The 25,318-nt window shown below is 64.4% G+C and carries 22 protein-coding genes; 14 read left to right on the forward strand and 8 right to left on the reverse strand.

The window, feature by feature from the left end:
- Positions 1-4: 4 nt before the first annotated feature.
- The 3 genes from XH83_RS14145 to XH83_RS14155 form a co-directional block, all read right to left on the reverse strand.
- Positions 5-2,080, reverse strand: a complete 2,076-nt coding sequence (locus tag XH83_RS14145; protein WP_194407576.1) for a TRAP transporter permease — start codon at positions 2,078-2,080, stop codon at positions 5-7.
- Positions 2,081-2,311: 231 nt separating this feature from the next.
- Positions 2,312-3,478, reverse strand: a complete 1,167-nt coding sequence (locus tag XH83_RS14150) for a TAXI family TRAP transporter solute-binding subunit (protein WP_194407577.1) — start codon at positions 3,476-3,478, stop codon at positions 2,312-2,314.
- Positions 3,479-3,644: 166 nt separating this feature from the next.
- Positions 3,645-3,866: an acetyl-CoA carboxylase biotin carboxyl carrier protein subunit gene (locus XH83_RS14155; RefSeq protein WP_194407578.1), complete on the reverse strand. Its 222-nt coding sequence runs from the start codon at positions 3,864-3,866 to the stop codon at positions 3,645-3,647.
- Between the two features lie 94 nt (positions 3,867-3,960).
- On the opposite strand from XH83_RS14155, the gene XH83_RS14160 reads away from it, so the two are divergent.
- The 3 genes from XH83_RS14160 to XH83_RS14170 all read left to right on the forward strand — a co-directional run bounded on the left by XH83_RS14160 (position 3,961) and on the right by XH83_RS14170 (position 8,232).
- Positions 3,961-4,935 carry an IclR family transcriptional regulator gene (locus XH83_RS14160; RefSeq protein ID WP_194407579.1) on the forward strand — a complete coding sequence of 325 codons (975 nt, stop codon included), beginning with the start codon at positions 3,961-3,963 and terminating at the stop codon, positions 4,933-4,935.
- Complete coding sequence (locus XH83_RS14165; RefSeq protein WP_194407580.1) at positions 4,865-6,424, forward strand: acyl-CoA carboxylase subunit beta; 1,560 nt, start codon at positions 4,865-4,867, stop codon at positions 6,422-6,424. Before XH83_RS14160 ends, XH83_RS14165 begins: the two co-directional genes overlap by 71 nt.
- A gap of 110 nt (positions 6,425-6,534) precedes the next feature.
- The gene (locus XH83_RS14170; protein WP_194407581.1) at positions 6,535-8,232 is read left to right on the forward strand and encodes a GMC family oxidoreductase; all 1,698 of its coding nucleotides are present in this window, start codon (positions 6,535-6,537) and stop codon (positions 8,230-8,232) included.
- Positions 8,233-8,237: 5 nt separating this feature from the next.
- On the opposite strand, the gene XH83_RS14175 is transcribed toward XH83_RS14170, so the two are convergent.
- Positions 8,238-9,713, reverse strand: coding sequence for an FAD-binding oxidoreductase (locus tag XH83_RS14175; protein WP_194407582.1), 1,476 nt, complete (start codon positions 9,711-9,713; stop codon positions 8,238-8,240).
- A gap of 514 nt (positions 9,714-10,227) precedes the next feature.
- Between XH83_RS14175 and XH83_RS14180 the strand changes: the two genes are divergently transcribed.
- From XH83_RS14180 to XH83_RS14205, 6 genes are all read left to right on the forward strand, one after another.
- Positions 10,228-11,622 (forward strand): TadE/TadG family type IV pilus assembly protein, encoded by a 1,395-nt coding sequence (locus XH83_RS14180; RefSeq protein WP_246776502.1) that lies wholly within the window; start codon positions 10,228-10,230, stop codon positions 11,620-11,622.
- A 9-nt stretch (positions 11,623-11,631) separates the two neighbouring features.
- Positions 11,632-12,183 (forward strand): TadE/TadG family type IV pilus assembly protein, encoded by a 552-nt coding sequence (locus tag XH83_RS14185; RefSeq protein WP_371746349.1) that lies wholly within the window; start codon positions 11,632-11,634, stop codon positions 12,181-12,183.
- A gap of 8 nt (positions 12,184-12,191) precedes the next feature.
- Positions 12,192-12,845 carry a TadE/TadG family type IV pilus assembly protein gene (locus XH83_RS14190; protein WP_194408264.1) on the forward strand — a complete coding sequence of 218 codons (654 nt, stop codon included), beginning with the start codon at positions 12,192-12,194 and terminating at the stop codon, positions 12,843-12,845.
- A 364-nt stretch (positions 12,846-13,209) separates the two neighbouring features.
- A complete protein-coding gene (locus tag XH83_RS14195; protein WP_194407584.1) occupies positions 13,210-13,785 on the forward strand; it encodes a peroxidase-related enzyme in 576 nt (191 codons plus the stop codon).
- A gap of 106 nt (positions 13,786-13,891) precedes the next feature.
- Positions 13,892-14,698, forward strand: a complete 807-nt coding sequence (locus XH83_RS14200; protein ID WP_194407585.1) for a CoA transferase subunit A — start codon at positions 13,892-13,894, stop codon at positions 14,696-14,698.
- Positions 14,695-15,441 carry a CoA-transferase gene (locus XH83_RS14205; protein WP_194407586.1) on the forward strand — a complete coding sequence of 249 codons (747 nt, stop codon included), beginning with the start codon at positions 14,695-14,697 and terminating at the stop codon, positions 15,439-15,441. The genes XH83_RS14200 and XH83_RS14205 overlap by 4 nt, the downstream gene beginning before the upstream one ends.
- A 188-nt stretch (positions 15,442-15,629) precedes the next feature.
- On the opposite strand, the gene XH83_RS14210 is transcribed toward XH83_RS14205, so the two are convergent.
- The 3 genes from XH83_RS14210 to XH83_RS14220 form a co-directional block, all read right to left on the reverse strand.
- Positions 15,630-16,928: an MFS transporter gene (locus XH83_RS14210; protein ID WP_194407587.1), complete on the reverse strand. Its 1,299-nt coding sequence runs from the start codon at positions 16,926-16,928 to the stop codon at positions 15,630-15,632.
- 111 nt (positions 16,929-17,039) lie between these two features.
- Positions 17,040-18,236 (reverse strand): acetyl-CoA C-acyltransferase, encoded by a 1,197-nt coding sequence (locus XH83_RS14215; protein ID WP_194407588.1) that lies wholly within the window; start codon positions 18,234-18,236, stop codon positions 17,040-17,042.
- Between the two features lie 151 nt (positions 18,237-18,387).
- Positions 18,388-19,158 (reverse strand): enoyl-CoA hydratase, encoded by a 771-nt coding sequence (locus tag XH83_RS14220; RefSeq protein WP_194407589.1) that lies wholly within the window; start codon positions 19,156-19,158, stop codon positions 18,388-18,390.
- A 157-nt stretch (positions 19,159-19,315) separates the two neighbouring features.
- Here XH83_RS14220 and XH83_RS14225 point away from each other — a divergent pair, with 157 nt between their 5' ends.
- Positions 19,316-19,849, forward strand: a complete 534-nt coding sequence (locus tag XH83_RS14225) for a PaaI family thioesterase (RefSeq protein ID WP_194407590.1) — start codon at positions 19,316-19,318, stop codon at positions 19,847-19,849.
- 64 nt (positions 19,850-19,913) lie between these two features.
- Positions 19,914-20,528, forward strand: a complete 615-nt coding sequence (locus XH83_RS14230) for a TetR/AcrR family transcriptional regulator (protein ID WP_194407591.1) — start codon at positions 19,914-19,916, stop codon at positions 20,526-20,528.
- Between the two features lie 28 nt (positions 20,529-20,556).
- On the opposite strand, the gene XH83_RS14235 is transcribed toward XH83_RS14230, so the two are convergent.
- Complete coding sequence (locus XH83_RS14235; protein ID WP_194407592.1) at positions 20,557-21,465, reverse strand: LysR family transcriptional regulator; 909 nt, start codon at positions 21,463-21,465, stop codon at positions 20,557-20,559.
- Between the two features lie 102 nt (positions 21,466-21,567).
- Here XH83_RS14235 and XH83_RS14240 point away from each other — a divergent pair, with 102 nt between their 5' ends.
- Genes XH83_RS14240 through XH83_RS14250 form a run of 3 tightly spaced genes read left to right on the forward strand, consistent with a single transcriptional unit; the run spans position 21,568 to position 25,297 of the window.
- On the forward strand, positions 21,568-23,064 hold the full coding sequence (locus XH83_RS14240; protein ID WP_194407593.1) for a CoA-acylating methylmalonate-semialdehyde dehydrogenase: 1,497 nt from the start codon (positions 21,568-21,570) through the stop codon (positions 23,062-23,064).
- A gap of 23 nt (positions 23,065-23,087) precedes the next feature.
- On the forward strand, positions 23,088-24,233 hold the full coding sequence (locus XH83_RS14245; RefSeq protein WP_194407594.1) for an isobutyryl-CoA dehydrogenase: 1,146 nt from the start codon (positions 23,088-23,090) through the stop codon (positions 24,231-24,233).
- Complete coding sequence (locus XH83_RS14250) at positions 24,230-25,297, forward strand: enoyl-CoA hydratase/isomerase family protein (protein ID WP_194407595.1); 1,068 nt, start codon at positions 24,230-24,232, stop codon at positions 25,295-25,297. Before XH83_RS14245 ends, XH83_RS14250 begins: the two co-directional genes overlap by 4 nt.
- The last annotated feature ends 21 nt before the right edge of the window (positions 25,298-25,318 follow it).

Consider the following 25,318-nt stretch of genomic DNA (forward strand, 5'->3'; position numbering starts at 1 on the left):
GCAATCAGGGAGCGCGCAACCCGTGCGGCACCATGGTCTGCCGCCGGACCAGCAGCAGGGCGAGCAGAGCCGTCGGCGCCAGGATCGCAAGTCCCAGCAGCGTCACCTGCAGCTGCGACAGCGGCATGATCCCGCCGCCAGGCGTCGCCACCACGAAGCCGCCGATCACCAGCAGAACGCGGATCGGCCATTCCAGGCTGCCCGTCCCGCGCAAGTCACCGACGAAGGGCTGGTAGCCCTGAATGCCACCGCAGATGAACAGCGTCCCGAATGCCGCGAGCCCCATCAGGCCGAACCCGGCCAGATACGGGCTCGGCCCCTGCAGCACCAGCGCCGGATTGAGCACGAAGAAGAACGGCAGGAAATAGATGATGCTGCCGACCCACATCGATTCCCAGCCCGTCTTCATCGCCGGGGAGCCGGCGATGCCTGCGGCGGCGAAGGACGCGATCGCGACCGGCGGGGTGATCGACGACAGCATGCCCCAATAGAAGATGAACATGTGCACCGCCATCCTGTTCAGCCCGAGCTTCTCCAGCGCGGGCGCGACCAGGATGGCGAGGAAGATGTAGCAGGCCGTCGTCGTCAGCCCGAGGCCGAGGATCAGGCTGGTGAGGGCGCACATCGCCAGCAGCAGGAAGGGATTGTCGCCTGCAATATGCAGCAAGTCGTTGGCGAGGCTCGACACCACGCCCGTCATCGAGAACGCGCCGATCAGGAGGCCACAGCCGGCGAGGATACCGACGAGCTCGACGAAGGTGCGGCCGTTGACCTCGAGGAATTTGCCGATGGTCGCGAACGTCCAGCGCGTATCCTTCGAGAAGAACTGGTTGAGCACCAGCAGCAGCGCGGTGGCATAGAACGGCGCGTGGCTCTCGCGCTTGAAGTAGAGCAGCATCACGATCAAGAGCGCGATGACGAAGACGTAGTACCAGCCGTCCTTGATCGTATCCATGATGCGCGGCAGCTCGGCGCGCGGAATGCCCTTCAGCTTGTGGCGGGCGGCGTAGGCGTCGACCTGCATGAAGAGGCCGACGTAGTAAAGCACCGCCGGAATGATCGCGGCGAGCGCGACGTCGGCGTAGCTGACGTTGAGGAACTGCGCGATCACGAAGGCGGTTGCGCCCATCACCGGGGGCGCCAGCACCGCGCCGGTCGAGGCGCAGGCCTCGATCGCGCCGGCATAGGAGGCGCGAAAACCGCTCTTCTTCATCACGGGGATGGTCATGGTGCCGGCGGTCAGCACGTTGGAGATGATCGAGCCGGACATCATGCCGAGCAGGCCGCTGGCGAAGATGCAGACTTTTGCCGCGCCGCCGCGGAAGGTGCCGCACAGCGCGAAGGCGAGGTTGATGAAGAACTTTCCGGCGCCGGTCATCATCAGCGCGGTGCCGAACACGAGGAAGCCGATCACGGTGTCGGCAAAGGCCTGGATGGGAATCCCAAGCAGGCTCTCGCCCGACAGCACGTGATAGGCGGTCGCCTGTTCGATCGTCGATTGCGTGCCGCGGAACGGTCCGAGCCAGCCGGACTCCGCAAACAACGGGTAGACGGTGAAGGGGAGAACGCTCAAGAGCAGGCTCCAGCCGCCGGTGCGGCGCAGCGCTTCCATCAGCATCACCCACATCACGAGCCCGGCGGCGATCACATTGTTCGGTGCACCGCCGAATTCCCAGCCGGCTTCCGCCGCCTTGCGCACGTTCGACATCAACAGCAGCGCCGCGGCGAAGGTCACGACGAACAGGACGAGATCATACCAGGGAATGCGGTCGAGCGGCGCGCGCTCGGTACCGGGGAAGATCAGGAACGTGAACGGCAGCATCAGCGCGATCAGGAGATAGAAATACTCCGTGTTGAGCTGGGTATAGCCGACGAAGAATCGCAGCGAGAATTGCTGGTTGATGCAGAGCAGGATGGTCGCCGCGGTCGCGGCCACCAGCATCCAGCGCCAGGCGCCGCGAAGCGCGCGCACGCGCGTGACCTCCGCTTCCTGCATGTTAGCGGCGGCACCGTGCGGATCGTCGAACACAATCCGCTTGGGCGCGTCTTGCGGGGCGGTGGAGGTGGAAGCAGAAGGCATCATCGATCCCGCGCGTGGGCAGTTGAATGCAGATTAAGCGAACGGCCGTTGTTTGAATCGGTCGGGCCGCGGGCTCCTTAACCTCTCCCGCTTGCGGGAGAGGTCGGCGCGCAGCGCCGTGTGAGGGCTCTTGCCCCTTGAGGAATCGCAATGCGGAGAAACCCTCTCCCGCAAGCGGGAGAGGGAGCGCACTTCTCGCGGAGCCGCGATCGGGCGCAATAACATCGCGTTCTATTCCTCGAACCCGTTCGTCATGTCAGCCTTCGCAAGCGCAGCCGCGCGCGCCTTCATCCAGCCCGCGAGAAACGCCTTGTCGTCCGACGGCGGACTGGACTTGCCGTAATCAGCCCACGCCGCGCCGAGTACCTCCTGCCGCTTGATCAGCTTGTTGTTGTGTGCCTCCTGCGCATCGCTCCATTGCCCGGCTTCCTTCAGTGCCTTCACCGAGCCAGGATGCACCGGCACCACCCAGTTCTTGGTCTGGCGGTCGGCGGCGAGGCCGCCGGCGCCCGGTGCGGAATCCTTGTAGGCGTCGTAGTTCACGATCATGGCCTTGGTCATCGCATAGACCTGATCGGCCGGCTGCGACGCGTAGGTTACGAAGATCGGGTAGGGGTAGTTGCCGAGTTCGACGGGTTTCTCCGGCGAGATGCCGGCGCCACAGGTCGCGACCTGCGGGAAGAAGAACGAGCCGACCTTCTGCATCCGCGCCCAGCCCTCCTTGTCCTTCGCGGGCAGCGGCGGCCAGATCAGGCCGCGCGGCGAGGTCTCAGCCTCCTTGGCGGGGCCGGTGATGGTGGTGCCGAAGGCGGCATCGACGTCGTTGTTGATCAGGCCTTTCCACATCGCGCCGTAGCTTGCGAACTCGACAGCCTTGACGTCCTTCTGCGTCAGGCCGGCGAAGGCGAGCACGGCAAGCGAGTTCTGGTTCAACGCCGGCGAGCCGACCACGAAGCCGACACGCTTGCCTTTGAGGTCTTTCAGCTCCTTCACGCCGGTGTCGGCGGCGACACCGAGCGAGCCGCAATTGCAGTCGACGGTCGAGAGCAGGATCTGCAGCGGCTGCGGGCCCCATTCCTTCGCGCCGAACTCGAACACGCCCTCTTGCGCGAAATAGGTGCCCGATCCCATCGCCGCGGATGCCGCGCGCTTGGCACGCAGCGGCGCAAGGCGCGCGACGTCGTTGCCTGCGGGGAGCACGCGCACGTCGGTGCCGTATTTGTCCTTCATCATCTTGCCGACGCCGACGGCGATGTTGAAGCCCGCTGTTCCGGTGTCGTAGGCGGTGAAAGTCAATGTCGCCGGCAACTTGACGTCTTCGGCGAACGCGTAGCGTGTAGACGCAAAAGAAATGCCTGCCACCAAGGCAGGCGCGAGTATGAGCAGCCCACGAAGCATGTTTTCCTCCAATGATCCTCGCTTTGCCGCGAAGATTTTCTTTCTTTGTTTGAAACAACGTTTTGTTTGCAGCAGATCATGTCACCGCCATCAAACGATGGCAACGCCGTACCGCGCATGCGGGGATGAAGCTGACAGATTGTCGCGCAATTGACGGAGAGAATGCTCAGCTCGCGACGATCGCGATCGCCTGTCCCTCGGCAACGATGTCGTCGAGTTTCACCAGAAGTGACGTGATCGTGCCATTCGCGGGCGAGGGCACCGGTATCTCCATCTTCATCGCTTCGACCACCACAATTTCATCGCCATCCGCAACGGTTCCTCCAACTTGCACGGGAGTTGCGCAGACACGTCCCGCGACTTCGGTGACGATCTTAATTTCTGGCATGCCATCGCCTTTTTGTTGTCGTCGCAAAATGCCTGAGGTAGCGTCGTCTGCAAGTGGAATTTAATTCCGCAGAGCGGAACAGACGGTAGGGAACATGGGACGACGATCCGAGCGGTTGAGTAGGCAAGGCGTGCTCGCTGGCGATGCCGGTGAGGGAGATGTCATCCAGGTGGTCTCGCGCGCGTTCGACGTGTTGCGATGCTTCGAGGGCCACGAGGCGAGACTCGGCAATCTCGAGATTTCAAATCGCTGCGGCCTGCCGCGCTCGACGGTGTCGCGGCTCACGCACACGCTGACGCGAATGGGGCAACTGGTTTACCTGCCGCGCGATCAGAAATATCGCATCGGCCCGAGCGCGGTCGCGATGAGCGCGACGATGATGAAGGGCGCGCAGCTGCGCAGCATGATCCGGCAGCGACTGCAGGACGTCGCCGAGCAATTGCCGGGAACGGTCGGCTTCGTCGTTCCGGATCGCTTCCATCTCGTCTATCTCCTGTTCGCGCGCTCGGCGACCGCACTCGGTCTGCACGAGGGCACCGGCAGTCGCATCTCGATGGCCTCGACGGCCGCGGGCGCGGCCTACACCGCGGCCTTGTCGCCGGAAGTCGGCGATGCCTTCATCGCGGAGATGGAGCGCGAAGCGCCCGAGGCTGCGAAGATCCTCAAGCCCCGCATCGAGGCGAACAGGCAGTCGCTGCGTGAGCGCGGCTATGTCACGGCCTGCGGCCTGTGGAGCCCGCACATCAACGGACTCGCGGTGCCGATCTGGTCGCCGCAGTACCAGACCTTCGTGGTCATCACGATCGGTCTTCTCTCGTCGATGTACGACGAGGAGCGGCTGCACGCCGAAGTCGCACCATTGATGCTCGAACTCGGTCGCTCGCTCGGCAGTCTGGTGGAAGGCGCGGAAGGCGACGTCTTCAACAACCGCATCCCGCGTAAACCGGTCGCAATGGCCGTGCACAACAATAACAAGCCGATCCATTCGGAGGGAGTGAATGAACTGGAAGCCGGAACTCGACGAGCTCGCCCGGCGCGAAGCCTTCGCGCGGGAGATGGGCGGCGTTGACAAGGTCAAGCGACAGCATGACCAGGGCCGGCTGACTGTTCGGGAGCGTATCGACAAGCTGATCGACAAAGGCAGCTTTCACGAGATCGGTGCCGTCTCCGGCATCGGTGAATACGATAGCAGCGGCGAGTTGCAAAAATTGACGCCGGCGAACTGCGTGTTCGGCCGGGCGCGCGTCGACGGGCGCACCGTGGTGGTCGTCGGCGACGATTTCACCGTCCGCGGTGGTTCGGCTGATGCGTCGATCTCGGCAAAGCCGTTGATGGCGGAGGAGATGGCGCACGACTTCCGCCTGCCCATCGTCCGCATCATCGAAGGCTCCGGCGGCGGCGGCTCGGTCAAGACCATCGAGACCAAGGGAGCAGCCAATTTGCCGGGAGGCATCGGCGGCACGCGCTGGTACCGCTTCACGACGGAGAACCTGTCGCGTGTGCCGGTGGTCGCACTTGGCCTCGGCTCGGTGGCGGGCCTGGGGGCGGCGCGCCTTGCCGCCAGCCACTATTCGATCATGACCCGGAAGTCCGCGATGTTCGTCGCGGGGCCGCCTGTCGTGAAGGCGCTGGGGCAGGATCTCTCGAAGGAGGAACTCGGCGGCGCCGACATCCAGACCCGCGCCGGCGCGGTCGATCATGCCGTCGATACCGAAGAAGAAGCGTTCGCCTGCGCGCGGCGTTTCCTGTCTTATCTGCCGTCTTCGGTCTATGAGCTGCCGCCGACCTTGCCCTGCGCCGACGATCCCGAGCGCAGCGAAGACGCGCTGATAAAGGCGGTGCCGCGCAACCGCAAGCAGGTCTACAAGATACGGCCGATCGTCGAGTCTGTCGTGGACAAGGGCTCGTTCTTCGAGGTCGCGAAGAATTTCGGCAAGCCCATCATCGTCGGCCTGGCGCGGCTCGAGGGCAGGGCGGTGATGGTGCTGGCCAGCGACAGTTTTCACTATGGCGGCTCCTGGACGGCGGATGCCTGCCAGAAGGTGGTGCGCTGGGTCGATTTCGCCGAGACCTTCCACCTGCCGATTGTCTATCTCATGGACTGCCCCGGCTTCATGATCGGCCTCGATGCCGAGAAGGCGGCGACCATCCGCCACGGCGTGCGCGCCATGGCCGCGGTAAACCAGACCACCGTGCCTTGGTGCACCGTGATCCTGCGCAACGCGTTCGGTGTTGCCGGCGTCGTGCACCAGCCGGCCGACCGCTTCTCGATCCGCTACGCCTGGCCCTCGGCCTATTGGGGCTCGCTGCCGCTCGAGGGCGGCATCGAGGCCGCCTATCGCGCCGACATCGATGCGGCCGAGGACAAGGCGGGCAAGCTGGAGGAAATCCAAGAGCGCCTCAACAAGCTGCGCTCGCCGTTCCGCTCGGCCGAGAAATTCTGGGTCGAGGAGATCATCGATCCCCGCAAGACCCGCTCGCTGCTGTGCGAGTTCGCGCGGCTTGCCGAGCCGCTGCGCAAAGCGGGGCCGCCGGAGAACATGACGATCAGGCCGTGAGGTTCGGCTGCTGGTGCGGCTGCGCGGCATCTTGCCGGGCAGCTTGCATCGTGACCTCCAAATAAGAACGCGCTACGTTCCCCGGGCAAGAACAAGAGGAAGCGCCAATCGTGTATGACTTCATTATCGTGGGCGGCGGCTCGGCGGGGTCCGTGCTGGCCCACCGGCTCTCCGCCAGGAGCGCCAACAAGGTCCTGCTGTGCGAAGCCGGACAGGATACGCCGCCCGGCAACGAGCCGGCTGAAATTCGAGACAGCTATCCCGGCACAGCCTATTTCGATCCGCGCTTCCACTGGACCGAGCTGAAGGTCACGACCCAGGTCGTCAGCCACAACAATCCGAACGAGGCTCGTCCGCCGCTGCGCAAATACGAGCAGGCCCGCGTGCTTGGTGGCGGCTCTTCGATCAACGGCCAGATGGCCAACCGCGGCGCGCCGACCGACTACGACGAATGGGACGCGCGCGGCGCGGAGGGTTGGACGTGGAATGACGTGCTGCCCTTTTTCAAGAAGGTCGAGCGCGACCTCGATTTCGACGGTCCCTATCACGGCAAGGACGGCAAGATTCCGGTCCGCCGGATTCCGAGGGAGCACTGGACGAAGCACTCGCAGGCCTTTGCCGAGGCGTTCCAGCAGGCCGGCCACCGATTCCTGCCCGACCAGAATGGCGAGTTCGTCGACGGCTTCTTCCCGGTGACGCACTCCAACCAGGCCGAGCAGCGCGTCTCGGCCGCCATGGGTTATCTCGACCGCGACACCCGCAAGCGCGCCAATCTCACCATCTCCACCAACACGCAGGTGAAGGAGCTGCTGTTCGAAGGCACGCGATGCGTGGGCGTGAAGGCCGTTGTCGGCGGACGCGAACAGGAATTCCGGGGACGCGAGATCATCCTCTCCAGCGGCGCGATCCATTCGCCCGCGCATCTGCTCCGCGCCGGCATCGGGCCGGTCGGCCACCTCAAGGATCTCGGCATTCCCGTGCTGATGGGTCTGCCGGGCGTCGGCCAGCGCCTGATGGATCATCCCTCGATCTCGCTGTCGTCCTTTGTCCGCCGCGGCGCGCGCATGAACGAGCACACCAGGCGCCACATGCAGCTGGGGCTGCGCTACTCGTCGGGGCTGCCTGATGTGCCGAAGGGCGACATGTTCGTCGTGCTGCTCTCCAAGTCGGCCTGGCATGCGGTCGGCGAGCAGATCGGCTCGCTGCTGACCTTCGTCAACAAGACCTATTCCGAAACCGGGCAGGTCAAGCTTGCCTCGCGCGATCCGTCCGCGGAGCCGCTCGTCGAGTTCAATTTGTTGTCCGACCGGCGCGATCTCGATCGGCTGATGAGCGGATTCCGCAAGATGGCTGCGGTCCAGATGAGCGACATCGTCAGGACAGTGACGGACAAGCCGTTCCCGGCCGCCTATACCGACAAGGTCCGCAAGATCGGCGTGGTCAATACAAGGAACAGGATCCTGACCAGGATCGCCGCGGCCTTGATGGACGGGCCGGCCGCGCTGCGCCATTACATGATCGACAATTTCGTGGTCGAAGGTTTTACCTTCGATCAGGTCATGAACGACGACGATGCGCTGGAGGCCTTCGTGCGCAAGGCCACCATCGGCGTGTGGCACGCCTCCTGTTCATGCCGGATGGGCCGCGCTGACGATCCGATGGCGGTGGTCGACAACCAGGGCCGCGTCAAGGGCATCCAGGGCCTGCGCGTCGTCGACGCCTCGATCTTCCCGGTGGTGCCGTGCGCCAACACTAATTTCCCGGTGTTGATGTCTGCGGAGAAGATCGCGGCCGCGATCATGCAATAGGGCCCCTACACCCGAAGCACCTTGCCGGGATTCATGATGTTCTGTGGATCGAGCGCGCGCTTGATGGTGCGCATGATGTCGAGCTCGGTCTTGGAACGGTAATGGCTGAGCTCGTCGAGCTTGTCGATGCCGATGCCGTGCTCCGCCGAGATCGAGCCGTCCATGGAGGTGACGAGATCGTTCACGGCCCGCGTGATGGCGGCCTTGTATTGCGTCAGCGTCTGCTGATCCATGCCGGCGGGCGCCATGAACGAAAAGTGCAGATTGCCGTCGCCGATATGCCCCAGCGGATAGGGCCGGATGGTCGGGAGAATCTCGAGCGCCGCCTTGAGCCCGAGGTCGATGAAATCGGGAATCCTGGAGATGGCCACGGAGATGTCGTAGCTGAGCCCCGGCCCCTCGGCGCGCGAGGCCTCCGCGACGCTTTCCCGGATCCGCCACATGTTGCGCGACTGGTTTCCGGTCTGGGCGATCACCGCGTCGAGCACGCGTCCGGCCTCGAGCTGCTGGCTAAGAAATTGCTCCAGCTTCTCGGACATGCCCTCGGCGCCATCCCGGCGTGCGCGCGCCGACGACCATTCCATCAGGAGATACCATGGCGTCTCCGCCCTCAGCGGATCCTGCACGCCGGGTATGTGACGGAGCACCATGTCGATCGCGCTGCGGCTCATCAGCTCGCAGGAGCCGACATTGTCCTCGGACGCGCTATGGGCTTCCGACAGGATCTCCAGCGCCGCGCGCGGATCGCGGATCGCCAGCCACGCCGTGCAGACGTCCTTCGGCGCCGGCCAGAGCTTGAGCACGGCCTTGGTGATGATGCCGAGCGTTCCCTCCGCGCCCATGAAGAGGTGCTTGAGGTCGTAGCCGGTATTGTCCTTCTTCAGCGCACGCAATCCCTTCCAGACCTCGCCATTGGCCAAGACGACCTCGAGTCCCAGGACGAGATTGCGGGCGTTGCCGTAGCGGAGCACCTGCACGCCGCCGGCGTTGGTCGACAGATTGCCGCCGATCATGCATGAGCCCTGGGCGCCGAGGCTGAGGGGCAGGAACCTGTCGTGCCGGCTCGCCGTCTCCTGCAGGGTCTGCAGCACGCAGCCGGCCTCGACCGTCATGGTGTAGCCGGTGGCATCGACCTCCAGCACGCGGTTCATGCGGCCGAGCGACAACACGATGCCGGTGTGCGCGGGCCAGGGCGTTGCGCCGCCCATCAGGCCGGTGTTGCCACCCTGCGGCACGATCGCGATCCCATGCTCATGGCAGAGCTTGACCACCTGCGCGACTTCCTCGGTGCTGCCGGGGCGGACGACGGCGCCGGCACCTCCCACCAGCAATCCGCGCCAATCCGTCACGAAGGGCTGCTTGCCGTGTTCGTCCTCGATCAGGCCCTTCTCGCCCACGATCGCGCGCAGTGAATCGCGGATCTGGGCGGTGAGCGGAATGGTTGGAATGGTGGGTTCGGACGACGGGCCGGCAGCCGGCATTTGTTTCCCTTCTTGTTTCCCCTGGCGCATCTTGATGTGCACTGCGCACGCTGGCGTGCGTCAGGGCATTGTCCACGTTTGCGCCGTGGAGTCTAACGGCAATATGCCTCTTCCCCGGAGCGCCAGGCGGGCAGGCGCGGCTCGCGCCGACGACCGTGTGTGGGGATGTTTCGGATTTGCCGTTTGAGCGGCCGGACCGCCTGAGGCGCGTTCTGTCGGCAAGCGCATCGGGGCAGTCCGGAGTTTTACGGGTGTTTCTTAGGGTTTAGCGTCAATCACTGCGATCGCATTTAAGCGACATTAATGATGCCTTCTCGATATGAGACATCTGCCTCATGTGAGGTTCCGGTTTGCGGAATGCCCGTAAGTGTTGATTAAGAGACCAATCGCCATATTCCGCCCGTGATGGGCGAGTGCCGGGATCGAACCGGGCAGCCTCTTCCGTCGATGTCACAGGGAAAGGACCGTTGCCGCCACGACGGCAGCCAGGATGAACCTCATGCTCCGCCGCGCAATGCTCTGTTTCGCGACAGACCGGAAGGCCAACGTCGCCATCATTTTCGCGCTGACGATGGTTCCCATCATCTTTCTCCTGGGCATGACGCTCGACTACACGCTGGCCTTGCGCAAGCGCGAGCAATTGAACGCAGCCGCCGACGCGGCCGCGATCGCGGCCGTGCGGCCCGCGATGCTGACGCAGACCACCAAGTCCGTTATCGAGGACACGGCGGCTGCCGTCTTTGCCGCGAAAGCGAACCTTCCCGGGCTGGCGGCCGCGCCGACGCCGACGATCACGGTCAGCGATTCAGGGCTCACGCGAACCATTACGGTGGCCTACACCGCGGAGTCCGTGAATAACTTCCCCGGCGTTCTCGGCAAGCAGACCTGGCAGGTGTCCGGTTCGGCGACGGCGCGGGCATCCAGCGCCCCCAACATGAATTTCTATCTGCTGATGGATGACTCGCCGTCCATGGGCATCGGTGCGACCGCGACGGACATCAGCAACCTCATCAAGTACACCTCTTCCGCCTACCAGTCGGCAGCGGCCTCGCAGAATTGCGGCTTCGCCTGTCATCAAACCGATATCGCCCACGACGGCGGGAGCAAGGACAACCTCGCGATCGCGCGGCAAAGAAACATCACCCTCCGCATCGATCTCGTGACGAGCGCCGTCAACCAGCTGCTCAATTCATGGTCGAACTGCCCGCAGTCAGGCATTTCGGGGGGCGTCATGCAGTGCATGGCGGCGCTGAACAACACCACCTACAAGGCGGCGCTCTACACGTTCGACTTGGGCTTGAACGAACTGGCGGCGCTGACCACCCCGACCACCGCAGGAGCCCAGGTTTCCAACATCTCGCTGATGCCGGTCGCCTACCAGAACTGCGTCGTTGTGAAGACCAACTGCAAGACCGACAACGGCACGGATATCGCCGGCGCGCTCAAGAGCCTCAACGACAAGATGCCTAACCCCGGGCTTGGCAGCAACACGGCGAACGATACGCCACAGGAAGTGGTGTTCCTCGTCACCGACGGCGTCGAGGACAAGATCTCCGCGACTTGCCCCAACGCGAGCTTCGCCTCCAACAGTCGATGCCAGCAGCCGCTCGATACGACGATGTGCAAGACCATCAAGGACAGGGGGATCAAGATCGCTGTCCTCTACACGGAGTATCTGCAGCTCATCGCCGATCCCAATACCGGTATCCAGAAAACCGATAATTGGTACATGACCTGGATCGACAAGTACGACCAGCCCACGTCCTCGACCGGAAAGATCGCACAAAATCTCCAGGCGTGCGCATCGCCCGGATTCTACAAGAGTGTTCAGAACGGCCAGAACATTTCCGACGCGCTGACCGACCTGTTCATCAAGGTCGCGTCAAGCACGGCCAGCCTGGTGCAATAGAGAAGCGCCATGATGGAGTCGGGTGTAGCTGCAACCAAGAAACGCCGCAATCGCTGCGCTGCCTTCGCGCGGGACAGCAGGGGCGCCACGGCGGTCGAGTTCGCGCTCATCGCTCCGCCGTTCCTCGCCCTCGTCATCGCGCTGATCCAGACCTTTCTCGTCTTCTTTGCCCAGCAGACGCTCGAATCCATCGTGCGCCAGTCGGCGCGTCTCGTTATGACCGGACAGGTTCAGTCCGCGAACATGACGCAGGCCGTCTTCAAGCAGAAGGTCTGCGATCAGATCCTGATCCTGTTCAGCTGCAGCGGCCTCATGGTGGATATGCAGGTCGCGACTTCGTGGACGTCCGCGAACACGGCGATGCCGACCCTGACCTACGACGGCACGGGCAAGGTCTCCAACGTCTGGCAGTACGACCCGGGCGACCCCGGCGATATCGTCGTGCTCCGCGTCATGTACGAGTGGCCGGTCGTCCTCGGTCCGCTCGGTTTCAACCTGTCGAACCTCAGCAACGGCAACCGGCTGATCATGTCGTCCGCCGCGTTCCAGAACGAGCCATGAGCTACCCGATGATCTCCACCCTGTCGTCTCGCGCCCGTCACATGTTGAGCGATGTCCGCGGCGTCGCCGCGACCGAGTTCGCCATCGTGACGCCGTTCATGCTGCTGCTCTATATCGGCGGCGTCGAGCTCGGCAACGGGCTTGCGATGAACGTCAAGGTCAGCGCGACCGCGCACAGCGTCGCCGACATGATCACGCAGAACACGGCCCTTACCACGACCCAGATGGACGGCATTCTCGCGGCCGCGACCGCCACCATGGCCCCATATCCGATCAAGAACGGCAACACGTCCTTGATGACGATCACGGTCTCGGAAGTCTCGACCGACGCCAGCGGCAACGCTACGGTGCGATGGAGCAAATCGACCAGTGCGTCGGGAGCAAGGACTGTCGGTCAGGCGATGACTTTGTCGTCCTTCACCGCGCCGGGCGGCACCAGCAACGCCAACATTTCGCTCATCCTGAGCGAGGTGTCCTACGACTATACGCCGAACCTCGGCTTCACCATCGCGGGCACGGTCAAGCTGTCCGACAGCTACTACCTGTTCCCGCGCTGCTCGACGAACGGCCCGGCCACGTTGAAACCTCCTTATTACGACGTGAAATATCCGGCGACGTCCACCTGCACCTGCGTCCAGCACCTGCAGAAGAAGACCTGTTAGTCCCGCGGGAGCGAGGTTGATCGATCGGGGATGGTGCCGGGCGGCACGTCGGTCTCTTCGAGCAGTTCATCACGCTAGAGCCGGGGCTTGCAGGCGGGGGCGTCTGCGTACAAGCGCGCCTGCGATCGCCCCGGCGCGCTCGGCGCGGGGGGCTGGGCTACGGTAGCCCGCATTGCTTTACGACGTCGAAGCAGGCATTGATGGCGATAGCCGCGCTGGGAGGGGGGCGCTACGGGCGACCGCGGACCACCCCTGACGCGCTCGACGCAACCGCCCGAGGATGTCCTGCAATCACCCGGGCCAAGAACATGAGGAACGCGATGGGTAGAGAATCCCATCGACCAGCCCCGAGGATATCCAAGCCATGACCCAGGCACCTGCCATCAGTCGCTTCCCTGTCCCTGATCTCGCCGACATGCCGGACGACATCCGGGCTCGTATCCTGGCCGTCCAGGAGAAGTCCGGCTTCATTCCGAACGTCTTTCTCGTGCTCGCGCACCGGCCGGACGAATTTCGCGCATTCTTTGCCTACCATGATGCGCTGATGGACAAGCCCGGCAATCTCACCAAGGCCGAGCGGGAAATGATCGTGGTTGCGACCAGCAACCTCAATCAATGCCAATATTGCGTCATCGCGCATGGCGCGATCCTGCGCATCCGCGCAAAGAATCCGCTGATCGCGGATCAGGTCGCGGTCAACTACCGCAAGGCCGACATCACGGACCGGCAAAAGGCGATGCTCGATTTCGCCGTGCGCGTCTCGACCGAGGCCTATGAGGTTTCCGAATCCGATTTCGTCACGCTGAAATCGCACGGCTTCACCGAAGAGGACATCTGGGACATTGCCGCGATCACGGCTTTCTTCGGCCTGTCCAACCGGCTCGCCAACGTCACCAGTATGCGGCCGAACGCAGAGTTCTACAGCATGGGACGCGGCTGACGGAGTTCGCTCAATCACGATCGGGCGGTTCGTGCGACTTAGGCGTTTCGACGAATCCGGAAGTTGATCTTGCTCGATCGGCGTCTTGATTGAAAGAGGTGAAGAGATGACAGACTTCGTAACGCCGCAAGAGATGGCGGAGATGATACCCTCGGGGTGCAAGCTCGGTCTGGCGCCTGACGATTACGCTGCGTCCCCCGGAATGATTCGGCTGCTGATCGATCGCGGCGTTCGCGATCTCCATGTAGTGTGTGCGCCGATCGGGGGCATGCAAGTCGATATGCTGATCGGCGCCGGCGCCGTGACGACGCTGGAGACCAGCGCCGTCAGTCTCGGCGAAGCCGGCGGCGCACCCTGTTTCAGCCGGGCCGTCCGCGACGGGTCCATTCGCCTGCGCGATGCGACCTGTCCCGCGGTGTTCGCAGGCCTGACGGCCGCCGAGAAGGGCGTGCCGTTCATGCCGATCCGCGGCATCATCGGCAGTGACGTCCTCAAGAAGCGGGACGACTGGAAGGTGACGTCGAATCCGTTCGATGACGGCGAGAAGATCGTCGTGGTCTCGGCGATCCAGCCTGACATTGCCTTGTTTCATGCCCCTGAAGCGGACCGGTTCGGCAACGTTCGGCTGGGGCGCCGGCGCGAAACGATGCTGCTGGCGCACGCCTCGAAGAAGGCGTTCGTGACCGTCGAGCGCATCTCCGAGACGTCACTGCTCGAGGACGAGAAAATGGCCGCGGGCGTCCTGCCTGCAATCTATGTGAGTGCGGTGGCGCAGTTGAAGAACGGCGGGTGGCCCACGGGGCTTTACGCCGAGTATCCCAGGGATGGGCAGGAAGTCGAGAAATACGCGCGCGCGGCGCGCTCGCCGGAGGGGTTCCAGGCCTATATCCGGGGTTCGAGGAGCGCGGCATGACCGAGGCGTGCACCAGCCGCGAGCTGATGATCTATACGATCTCGCGGCTGCTGAAGGGCGTGCGGCATGTTGCGGTCGGTCAATCCTCGCCGATGCCGGCGGCCGGTGCGATGCTGTTGCGTGCGCTCAACGAGCGTGACGGAGCGGGGCGCGTGCAGCTCTCGATCCTCGGATCGGTCAAGCACAATTCCTTCACCGGTGGTGCCGAGGAGTTGTTCGATTGTGCCGCGCAGGGGCGCCTGGATGCCTTCTTTCTCGGCGGTGGCCAGATCGACGGCCAGGGCAATGTCAATCTCGTCGGCACCGGCGACTACCCGAACAATCCGGTCAGGTGGCCCGGCTCGTTCGGCTCCGCCTATCTGTACTTCCTCGTTCCGCGGGTCATCCTGTTCCGCGAGGAGCACAGCCTGCGGTCCCTGGTAGAGCGCGTGGACTTCGTGTCTGCGCCTGGGGTCACCGACGAGACGGTCTATCGGCGCGGCGGCCCGCATGCGCTGCTGACCAACGCGGCGCTATTCTCCTTCGACCGGGAGGCGGGGCGCTTTCGCCTCGAGAGCACGCATCCCGGCTATGGTTGGCGCGACATTCGCGGCACGACGGGCTTTGCCTACGACAACGAGCAATGCGAGGTCACGACGCCGTCGCCGGACGACGCGACGCTGGCCTTGATCCGGGGACGGATCCGCGAGGAGCTGCGCGAATGCTATCCGCAGTTCGCGGGCAACATGCCGGGTCCGGGGTAGGGGATCGCGCCTGCACTCTGCGGTCGGGTTAGGGCGCGTACTCATGAACATTCGTCGATATCTGCCTCGCGTCGATACTGCCGTCCTCATGCAATTGCGGCAGATGTCGTGAAGGGCCACACCTGATTTGGACCGAGAGGCGAAACGCCGCACTTGACGAGTAGGGAAGAGTTGCGTCCTCCGTCTGCCTACGCCGCTTGCGCCATCGCGGCTTGAGGTTTCGATTGCCGCGACAGCGCCAGCACGATCAACGCGGCGAACACGCAGAGTGCGCCGGCGATGAAGAACGCGGGCAGGTAGCTCTGATAGACCGTCCGCGAGAAGCCTGCCCCGAAAGCCGCCGCGCCGGCGCCGAGCTGATGGCCGGCAAAAATCCAGCCAAACACCAGATTGGCGCGCTCGGGCCCGAATTTCTGCGCGGTGAGACGCACTGTCGGCGGCACCGTCGCGATCCAGTCGAGACCGTAGAACATCGCGAAGATCGAGAGGCCATAGAACGAGAAATCGCTGAACGGCAGGAAGTTCAGCGAGAGCCCGCGTAGCCCGTAGTACCAGAACAGCAGATAGCGGTTGTCGTAGCGGTCCGACAGCCAGCCCGACATGATGGTGCCGAAGAAATCGAAGATGCCCATCGCCGCGAGCAGGCTTGCGGCCTGCACCTGCGGGATGCCGAAATCGAGGCACATCGGGATCAGGTGCACCTGGACGAGGCCGTTGGTCGAGGCGCCGCAGACGAAGAAGGTCGCGAACAGGATCCAGAACGCGGTCGACTTCGAGGCGTCGCGCAGCGTGCCGAGCGCCACGCCTGTGATCGAGCCGTGGCTGACGGGCGGTGCGGGCAGGGGTGTCGTGCCTTCGTCGCCGAACGGACGCTGGCCGACATCGCTCGGCCGATCGCGCATCGCGAGCAGCACTGCCAGCGCGGAGACGCCCAGCATGATGCAGACGAAGCCGAGCGCGAGCCGCCAGCCGTAACGTTCGGTCAGGCTTGCCAGCAGCGGCAGGAACACGAGCTGGCCGGTGGCGACGCTCGCAGTCATGATGCCGACGACGAGGCCGCGCCTTGCTGCGAACCAGCGCGTGGCGATGGTCGCACCCAGCACCAGGGCGGTCATGCCGGTGCCGATGCCGATCACCACGCCCCAGAGCGCGATGAGCTGCCATACCTCGGTCATGCCGAGGGAGGCTACCAGCGCCGAGACGACGATCAGCTGCGCGGTCAGCGTGACGTTGCGCAGGCCATAGCGGTTGAGCAGGGCGGCCGCGAACGGGGCCATCAGCCCGAACAGGATGAAGCGGATCGACAGCGCGGAAGAAATCTCCGCCGTGCTCCAGCCGAACTCCTTTTGCAGGGGAACGATGAAGACGCCGGGCGCGCCGACCGTGCCGGCGCTGATCAGCGCGGCGAGGAAGGTCACGCCGACCATCACCCAGCCGTAATGGACGTTGCGGCGGGACAATGCTGCCGCGAGCCAGTTCGAGATCATTGGGCCTCAATCTTTTTGGCGGGCCCCTGGAGACCCGCATCACGGTTGCAATCTGGCACAAGGAATGGAAGTCTAAAATGACAGACTTCCCTCAATTTCGGACATCATTGATCAGCGGGCCGACCGCTCGACGGCGATGGCCGTGGCTTCACCGCCGCCGATGCACAGCGCGGCGATGCCGCGCTTGAGGTTCTGCGCCTCGAGCGCATGCAGCAGCGTCACGATCAGCCGTGCGCCGGTGGCGCCGATCGGGTGGCCGAGCGCACATGCGCCGCCATTGACGTTGAGCTTCTCGCGGGGAATGCCGAGATCGCGTTGCGCCGCCATCGCCACCACGGCGAAGGCCTCGTTGATCTCGAACAGGTCGACGTCGGACGCAGCCCAGCCGACCTTGTCGAGCAGCTTGCGGATCGCCGGGATCGGCGCCGTGGTGAACCATTGCGGCTCCTGGCTGTGCGTGGCGTGGCCCTTGATCTCGGCGAGAACGGGAAGGCCGCTCCGGTCGGCGAGCGAACGCTTCGTCAGCACCAGCGCAGCCGCACCGTCGGCATTGGCGGAAGAGGCCGCCGGCGTGATCGTACCGTTGGCGCGGAACGCCGGCTTCAGGCCCGGGATCTTGGCCGGATCGACCTTCAGTGGATGCTCGTCATTGGCAACGATGCGGGGACCTGCCTTTTCGGCGAGCGTGATCGGCGCAATCTCGGCCTGGAACGCGCCGCCATCGACCGCCTTGCGGGCGCGGCTGAGCGTCTCCATGGCGTAAGCGTCCTGGTCCTTGCGCGTGAACTGATAGGCCTCCGCCGTTGCTTCGCCAAAATCACCCATGGAACGGCCGGACTCGTAGGCGTCCTCCAGCCCGTCCATCATCATGTGGTCGATGATGCGGTCATGGCCGACGCGATAGCCGCCGCGGGCCTTGGCCAGCAGGTACGGCGCGTTGCTCATGCTCTCCATGCCGCCGGAGACGACGATCTGGGCCGAGCCGGCGCGGATGATGTCGTGCGCCAGCATGGTCGCCTTCATGCCGGAGCCGCACACCTTGTTGACGGTGGTCGCGCCGGTGGCATCGGGAAGACCCGCGGTACGTGCAGCCTGGCGTGCCGGCGCCTGGCCTTGGCCGGCCGGCAGCACGCAGCCCATGAAGACTTCGTCGATCTTGTCGGGCGAGAGTTTTGCGCGCTCCAGCGCAGCGCCGATCACGTGTGAGCCAAGCTTGTGCGCGGGGAGTGGGGACAATTCGCCCATGAAGCGGCCGAGTGGGGTGCGGGCGGCGGAGACGATGACGACGGGATCGGCAGCTTCGGCCATGATGGAACTCCCTGGCGATGGCGGGTAAGATTATGATCATCATATTATGCAGTGCAAAAAATGCAACCGCGGCGAGGATGAGAAATTGTCGTGGTGAGATGAGATTTATTGCGGCGGCTGCTGCTGCGTCCGGGGCACGGAAGCCTGCATCCTACCGCTTCCGGTTCACAAACGCGCCCATCAAGCGCGTCGGCTCGTCCGTCAGGAACGACTCGCCGAACACCTTCACGCTCAAATTCACGGACTCGGTGAGCGGCAGCTCCTCCCATTGCCGCAGCAGGGCCTTCTGCGAGCGCAGCGCCTCGGGGCCGCATTCCAGCAAAGCCTTCACCAGGTGCTCGATCTCCGCATCCAGCCCGCCCTCCGGCGCGACCTTGTCGACCAGTCCCCAGGCGAGCGCAGTCGGCGCGTCGATGTTCTCCGCCGTCATCACCAGCCAGCGCGCGCGGGCCCAGCCGATCAGGCGCGGCAGCAGCGCCGCATGGATCACCGACGGAATGCCGACACGCACCTCGGGCATGCCGAAATGGGCATCATGCGCGGCGATGCGGAAATCGCAGGCCGCGGCGACCTCGAGGCCGCCGCCGAGGCACCAGCCGGGCATCCGTGCGATCACGGGCGCCGGGAATTGGCGCACGGCCTCGCAGAGATCGCGCAGGCGGCTGATGAAGGCTTCGGCCGATGCCTGGTCGAGCTTGGCCATCTCCTTGATGTCGGCACCGCCGATCATGCTCTTCTCGCTCTGGCCGCGCAGCACCACGACGCGAATGCTGCGGTCGGGCGCGAGCTGCTGCAAGCCTTCGCGCACGGCATTGGTCACCGCTGAGCCGAGAATGTTGAGCGGGCCGGCGTTGCAGATCGCGACATGGACGACGCCGCGCGCATCGCGCGTCACGCCGCAATGGTGGTTGAGCATTTCCATCGTGGGATCTCGATTGGCTTTCGTAGGCGCGCAAGGCGCGCTGGTCGGAGATTACTTCCGGGCCGAAGCGTCCTGCTTGTCAAGCGGGCAGGCGAGGTGGAGTTGCCAGCGCGAAGTCCGCGACATAGTATGACGCGTGTCATTCAAAGGGGCGGCCATGACCGACATCGAACAACTCGACCTGTTTTCGCCGGCACAGCGGCGTGAGCGCGTGGTGGACTGGCAGATGCCCGCCCCGGTCGCGAGAGCGGCCATGGGGTTGTCCGGCATGGATGCCATGCTGGGGATTCGCGACGGCCGGCTGCCGCCGCCGCCTTTCGCGAAACTGATCGGCTTCACCATGGCGATGGTCGAGCCGGGCCGGATCGTCATGGAACTAGAGCCGCGCGAGGATCTCGAAAATACCATCGGTCTTCTCCACGGCGCGACCGCCGCGGCGCTGCTCGATACCGCGATGGGCTGTGCCATTTCGACCCGGCTCGCGGCCGGGCAGGGTTCGGTGACCTTGGAGTTGAAGCTGGCCTTCCTGCGTCCGCTCTCGGTTCGTTCCGGGCTGATTTCGGCCGAAGGTAAAGTGATCAAGCTCGGGCGGCAGACCAGCTACACCGAAGGCTTCGTCCGGGACGGCAAGGGCGCCCTTGCGGTGCACGCAACTGCAACGTTTTCGATGATCGGCGGCAACTTAACATGAATTAATGCACCTAATTCGTCATTTGCGTGTTATGAGATGACCTTCGACATCCAATGAGACCAGCATGCGCTATTCCCCGGAACACAAGCAGGAAACCCACGACCGCATCGTGAGGAAGGCCTCCACGCGGTTGCGTGAAAAGGGCGCCCACGGCATTGGCGTCGCCGACCTCATGAAGGAGGCCGGCCTGACCCATGGCGGCTTCTACGCGCATTTCGATTCCCGCGAGGCGCTGGTAATCGAGGCGTTCGGTTATGCGATGGACCGCTCGATGGAGCACTGGCGCCAGATCACCGACGAGGTCTCGCCGGACAAGCGGCTGGCGCTGGTCGCAGAGGCCTACCTCTCCACGCTGCATCGCGACAATCCCGGCCATGGCTGCTCGATTCCCGCATTGGGCGCCGAGATTGCCCGCGAGAGCCCCAAGGCGCGCAAGGCGTTCGCCGGCAAGCTCGACGAGATGATCGAGCAACTGACGGACTACATCCCGAACATGCCGCGCAAGGCGGCGCGAAAGCAGGCGATCGCGACGCTGGCGACGATGGCCGGCACCATGCTGCTGGCCCGCATCGCGGGGTCAAGCGAGCTGTCGGACGAGGTGTTGAAGGCGGGCAGGGACAGTACGCTCGAGGGCGCGAAGCGCGAGCCGAAAGTGGCGGCGAAGAAGGCAAAGAACTAGGCGCGTTGCGCATCCTGCGAGACCGGTGCTACCGCCCCGCAAACAGCGCCCGCTCGCGCTCCACGATCTCACTGACGTAATCCGCCACCGCGCGGATGCGCGCCAGATCCTTGCTGTCGGCGTGCATCAGCATCCAGAACGTCCGCGTGATCGCGATCTCATCGGGCAGCACTGGGACGAGTTGCGGGTAGTCGCTCGCCATGAAGTGGGGCAGCACGGCGATACCGAAACCTGAGAGCGTGGCATTGAGCTGGGCGATCAGATTGGCGCTGCGAAAGCGCGCGGAGATCCGCGGCGACACCTGCGGCAGATAATCGAGCTCCGGCGTGAACAGCAGCTCCTCGATGTAACCGACGAAGCGATGCTGCGGCAGCACCTCGCGCGAGGTGATTTTCGGGAAGCGGTCGAGATAGGCGGGGGCCGCATAGAGGCCGAGGCGGTAGTCGAGCAGCTTGCGGCCGACGATGCGGCCTTCCTTCGGCATGGTCAGACTGATGGCGATATCGGCCTCGCGCTTGGAGAGACTGAATAGTCGCGCGGTGGCCACAAGTTGCAGGTCGAGATCGGGATACCGGTCGGCGAAGGGCGCCAGCCGCGGCGCCAGGAACGCGGTGCCGAAGCCATCGGGCGCGCCGATCCGCACCGTGCCGGTCAGCCGCGCCACCGAGCCGCCGACCTGCTCCTGGTTGGCGACGATGGTCGATTCCATCGCTTCCGCGCTGTCGGCGACGCGCTGGCCGGCCTCGGTGAGGAGGTAGCCGGTCTTGCGCCGGTCAAACAATTTCGCCGAGAGGTGCTTTTCCAGCCGGTCGACACGACGGATCACCGTGGCATGGTCGACGCCGAGCTGTTTTGCCGCAGCCGAGACCGAGCCGCCCCGCACGATGGCCAGCACGAAGCGAAAGTCGTCCCAATCGATAGCGCCTTGATCCAGCATTTTCGCACATCTATGGTGCATTATCTCAGACTTGAATCCTATAAAATGCAGGTCAATAGGATTTGTCAAAGCGTTCAAGCTCGGACCTCAGGAGATCATTCCATGCGCTCAATCGGACATTTCATCGGTGGCAAGGAGGTCAAGGGCACCTCAAACCGCACCGCCGACGTCTTCGAGCCGATGACCGGCGACGTCCAGGCCAAGGTGGCGCTGGCGTCCAAGGCCGAGGTCCGCGCCGCCGTCGAGAACGCGCGCGCCGCGCAGCCCGAATGGGCCGCGACCAACCCGCAGCGCCGCGCCCGCGTCATGTCGAAATTCGTCGAGCTGGTGCAGCGCGACTACGACAAGCTCGCCGAGCTGCTGGCGCGCGAGCACGGCAAGACCGTACCCGACGCCAAGGGCGACATCCAGCGTGGCCTCGAAGTCGCCGAGTTCGCCTGCGGCATTCCGCATCTGATGAAGGGCGAGTACACCGAAGGCGCAGGCCCTGGCATCGACATCTATTCGATGCGCCAGCCGCTCGGTGTCGTCGCCGGCATCACGCCGTTCAACTTCCCCGCGATGATCCCGATGTGGAAGTTCGCGCCCGCGATCGCCTGCGGCAACGCCTTCATCCTCAAGCCTTCGGAGCGCGATCCCGGCGTGCCGATGCTGCTCGCTGAACTCATGATCGAGGCGGGCCTGCCCGCCGGCATCCTCAACGTCGTCAACGGCGACAAGGAGGCGGTCGACGCCATCCTGGACGATCCCGATATCAAGGCCGTCGGCTTCGTCGGCTCGACGCCGATCGCGCAGTACATCTATGAGCGCGCGGCGCAAACCGGCAAGCGCTGCCAGTGCTTCGGCGGCGCCAAGAACCACGCCATCATCATGCCCGACGCCGACATGGACCAGGCGGTCGACGCGCTGATCGGTGCCGGCTACGGCTCGGCCGGCGAGCGCTGCATGGCCGTCTCGGTTGCCGTGCCCGTCGGCAAGTCCACTGCCGACCGGCTGATGGAAAAGCTGATCCCGCGCGTCGAAAGCCTCAAGATCGGCACCTCGATCGATCCGTCGGCCGATTACGGCCCGCTGGTCACGCGCGAGGCGGTCGAGAAGGTCAAAGGCTATATCGACATCGGCATCAAGGAAGGCGCGACGCTCGCCGTCGACGGCCGCGGCTTCAAGATGCAGGGCTACGAGAAAGGCTTCTATCTCGGCGGTTCGCTGTTCGACAACGTCACCAAGGACATGCGGATCTACAAGGAAGAGATCTTTGGCCCCGTGCTCTCGGTCGTGCGCGCGCATGACTACAAGGAAGCGCTGGCGCTGCCGTCGGACCATGACTACGGCAACGGCGTTGCCATCTTCACCCGCGACGGCGATGCCGCGCGCGACTTCGCGGCCAAGGTCAATGTCGGCATGGTCGGCATCAACGTGCCGATCCCGGTGCCGATCGCCTATTACACCTTCGGCGGCTGGAAGAAGTCGGGCTTCGGCGATCTCAACCAGCACGGCCCGGACTCCATTCGCTTCTACACCAAGACCAAGACGGTAACGTCGCGCTGGCCGTCCGGCGTCAAGGAAGGCGCGGAGTTCTCGATCCCGCTGATGAAGTAATCCTTTCAGGAGCGAGGCCGGGGATGCAGTTCGCTCTGAACGAGGATCAGATCGCATTTCGCGACATGGCGCTGGCGTTTGCGGCGGAGAAAATCGCGCCGCACGCGCTGCGCTGGGACGAGGAAAAGCATTTCCCCGTCGAGGTCATGCGCGAGGCGGCAACGCTCGGCATGGGCGGCATCTACATTCGCGACGATGTCGGGGGATCCGCGATGACGCGGTTCGATGCGGCGCTGATCTTCGAGGCGCTGGCGACGGGCTGCCCGACCACGTCCGCCTTTATCTCCATCCACAACATGGCGTCCTGGATGATCGATGCCTATGGCAGCGACACCCAGCGCCATCAATGGCTGCCGAAGCTCTGCACCATGGAGCTGATCGCGAGCTACTGCCTGACTGAGCCGGGCGCCGGCTCCGACGCGGCAGCTCTGCGCACCCGCGCCGTGCGCGACGGCGCTCATTACGTCCTCAACGGCCAGAAGCAGTTCATTTCCGGCGCCGGCGGTACCGACCTCTTGGTCGCGATGGTGCGCACCGGCGGCGACGGTCCCGGTGGCATCTCGACGCTCGTGATCGACGGCAAGACGCCGGGCGTCTCCTTCGGCGCCAATGAGCGCAAGATGGGCTGGAATGCGCAGCCGACCCGTGCGGTGATGTTCGAGAACGCCCGCGTGCCCGTCGCCAACCGGCTGAGCGAGGAGGGCATCGGTTTCAAGATCGCGATGGCCGGCCTCGACGGCGGCCGCCTCAACATCACGGCGTGCTCGCTCGGCGGTGCCCAGACCGCGCTCGACAAGGCGCGCGCCTACATGAAGGAGCGCAAGGCGTTCGGAAAGCGCCTCGACGAATTCCAGGCGCTGCAATTCCGCCTAGCCGACATGGCAATCGAGCTCGAGGCCGCGCGTACCTTCCTGTGGCGCGCCGCCGCGGCGCTCGACCGCAAGGACCCCGATGCCACCATGCTGTGCGCGATGGCAAAGCGCTTCGGCACCGACGTCGGCTTCGAGGTCGCCAACCACGCGCTGCAGCTTCACGGCGGCTATGGTTACCTCAGCGAGTACGGCATCGAGAAGATCGTGCGCGATCTTCGCGTGCACCAGATTCTCGAAGGCACCAACGAAATCATGCGGCTGATCGTGGCGCGCAAGCTGATCGAGGGCGCGCGATGAGCGAAGCGGAGGAGGGCGATCTCGTCGCCCGCGTCGAGGGTGCGGCCGGCATCATCAGGCTGAACCGTCCGAAGGCCATCAATGCCGTGACGCTGGAGATGTTTCGCGACGTCGACAAGGCGCTCGACCGTTTCGAGGCCGATCCTGCCGTTGCCGTGATCGTGCTGGAAGGTGCCGGCGAGCGCGGCCTCTGCGCGGGCGGCGACATCCGCACGCTCTGGGAAAGCTCGAAGGTCAACGGCGACCTCGGCAAGATCCTGTGGCGCGAGGAGTACATCCTCAACGCCCGCATCAAGAAGTTTCCGAAGCCGTATGTCGCCTTCATGGACGGCATCGTGATGGGCGGCGGCGTCGGCCTGTCGGCCCATGCCAGCCATCGCGTCGTCACGGATCGCACCAAGCTGGCGATGCCCGAAGTTGGCCTCGGCTTCTTCCCCGATGTCGGCGGCACCTATCTCTTGTCGCGTTCGCCGGGCGAGGTCGGCACCTATTTCGGACTGACCGGCCAGACCATGAACGGGCCGGACGCGATCCATGCGAAGTTCGCCGATTGGGTCGTGCCGGCTTCGAGATTGCCGGAGCTGCGCGAGGCGCTGACGAAAGTCCGCTCCGGTGCGACCGCAGCGGACGTCAGCAAGCTCATCGACGGCTTTGCGACCGGCGAGAGCACGGGGCCGGTGGCCGCAAAGGAGCCTGTTATCGATGCCTTGTTCGGCTTCGACCGCATGGAGGACATCTTTGCGGCGCTGAAGCGCGATGGCTCCGACTTTGCGCTGGCCACGCTGAAGACGCTGAGCGAGAAATCGCCGCGCGGCATGGTGGTGACGCTGAAGCTGTTGCGGCTCGCGCGCGCTTCATCGAGCCTGGAGGAGTGTCTGGTGCGCGAATACCGCGCTGCCCTGGAAGTCTTCCGCAGCGATGATTTTCGCGAGGGCGTGCGTGCGGCGGTGATCGACAAGGATCGCAATCCGACGTGGTCGCCGCGAGCAATCGAGGATGTGACGCCGCAGATGCTGGCGCCGTATCTTGCCGAGATCGGCGCGGATGAGCTGAAGTTTACCTAACAACGCGACAGCGGAGGAAAC

This window comes from Bradyrhizobium sp. CCBAU 53351 (assembly GCF_015291745.1).
Lineage (GTDB): Bacteria > Pseudomonadota > Alphaproteobacteria > Rhizobiales > Xanthobacteraceae > Bradyrhizobium.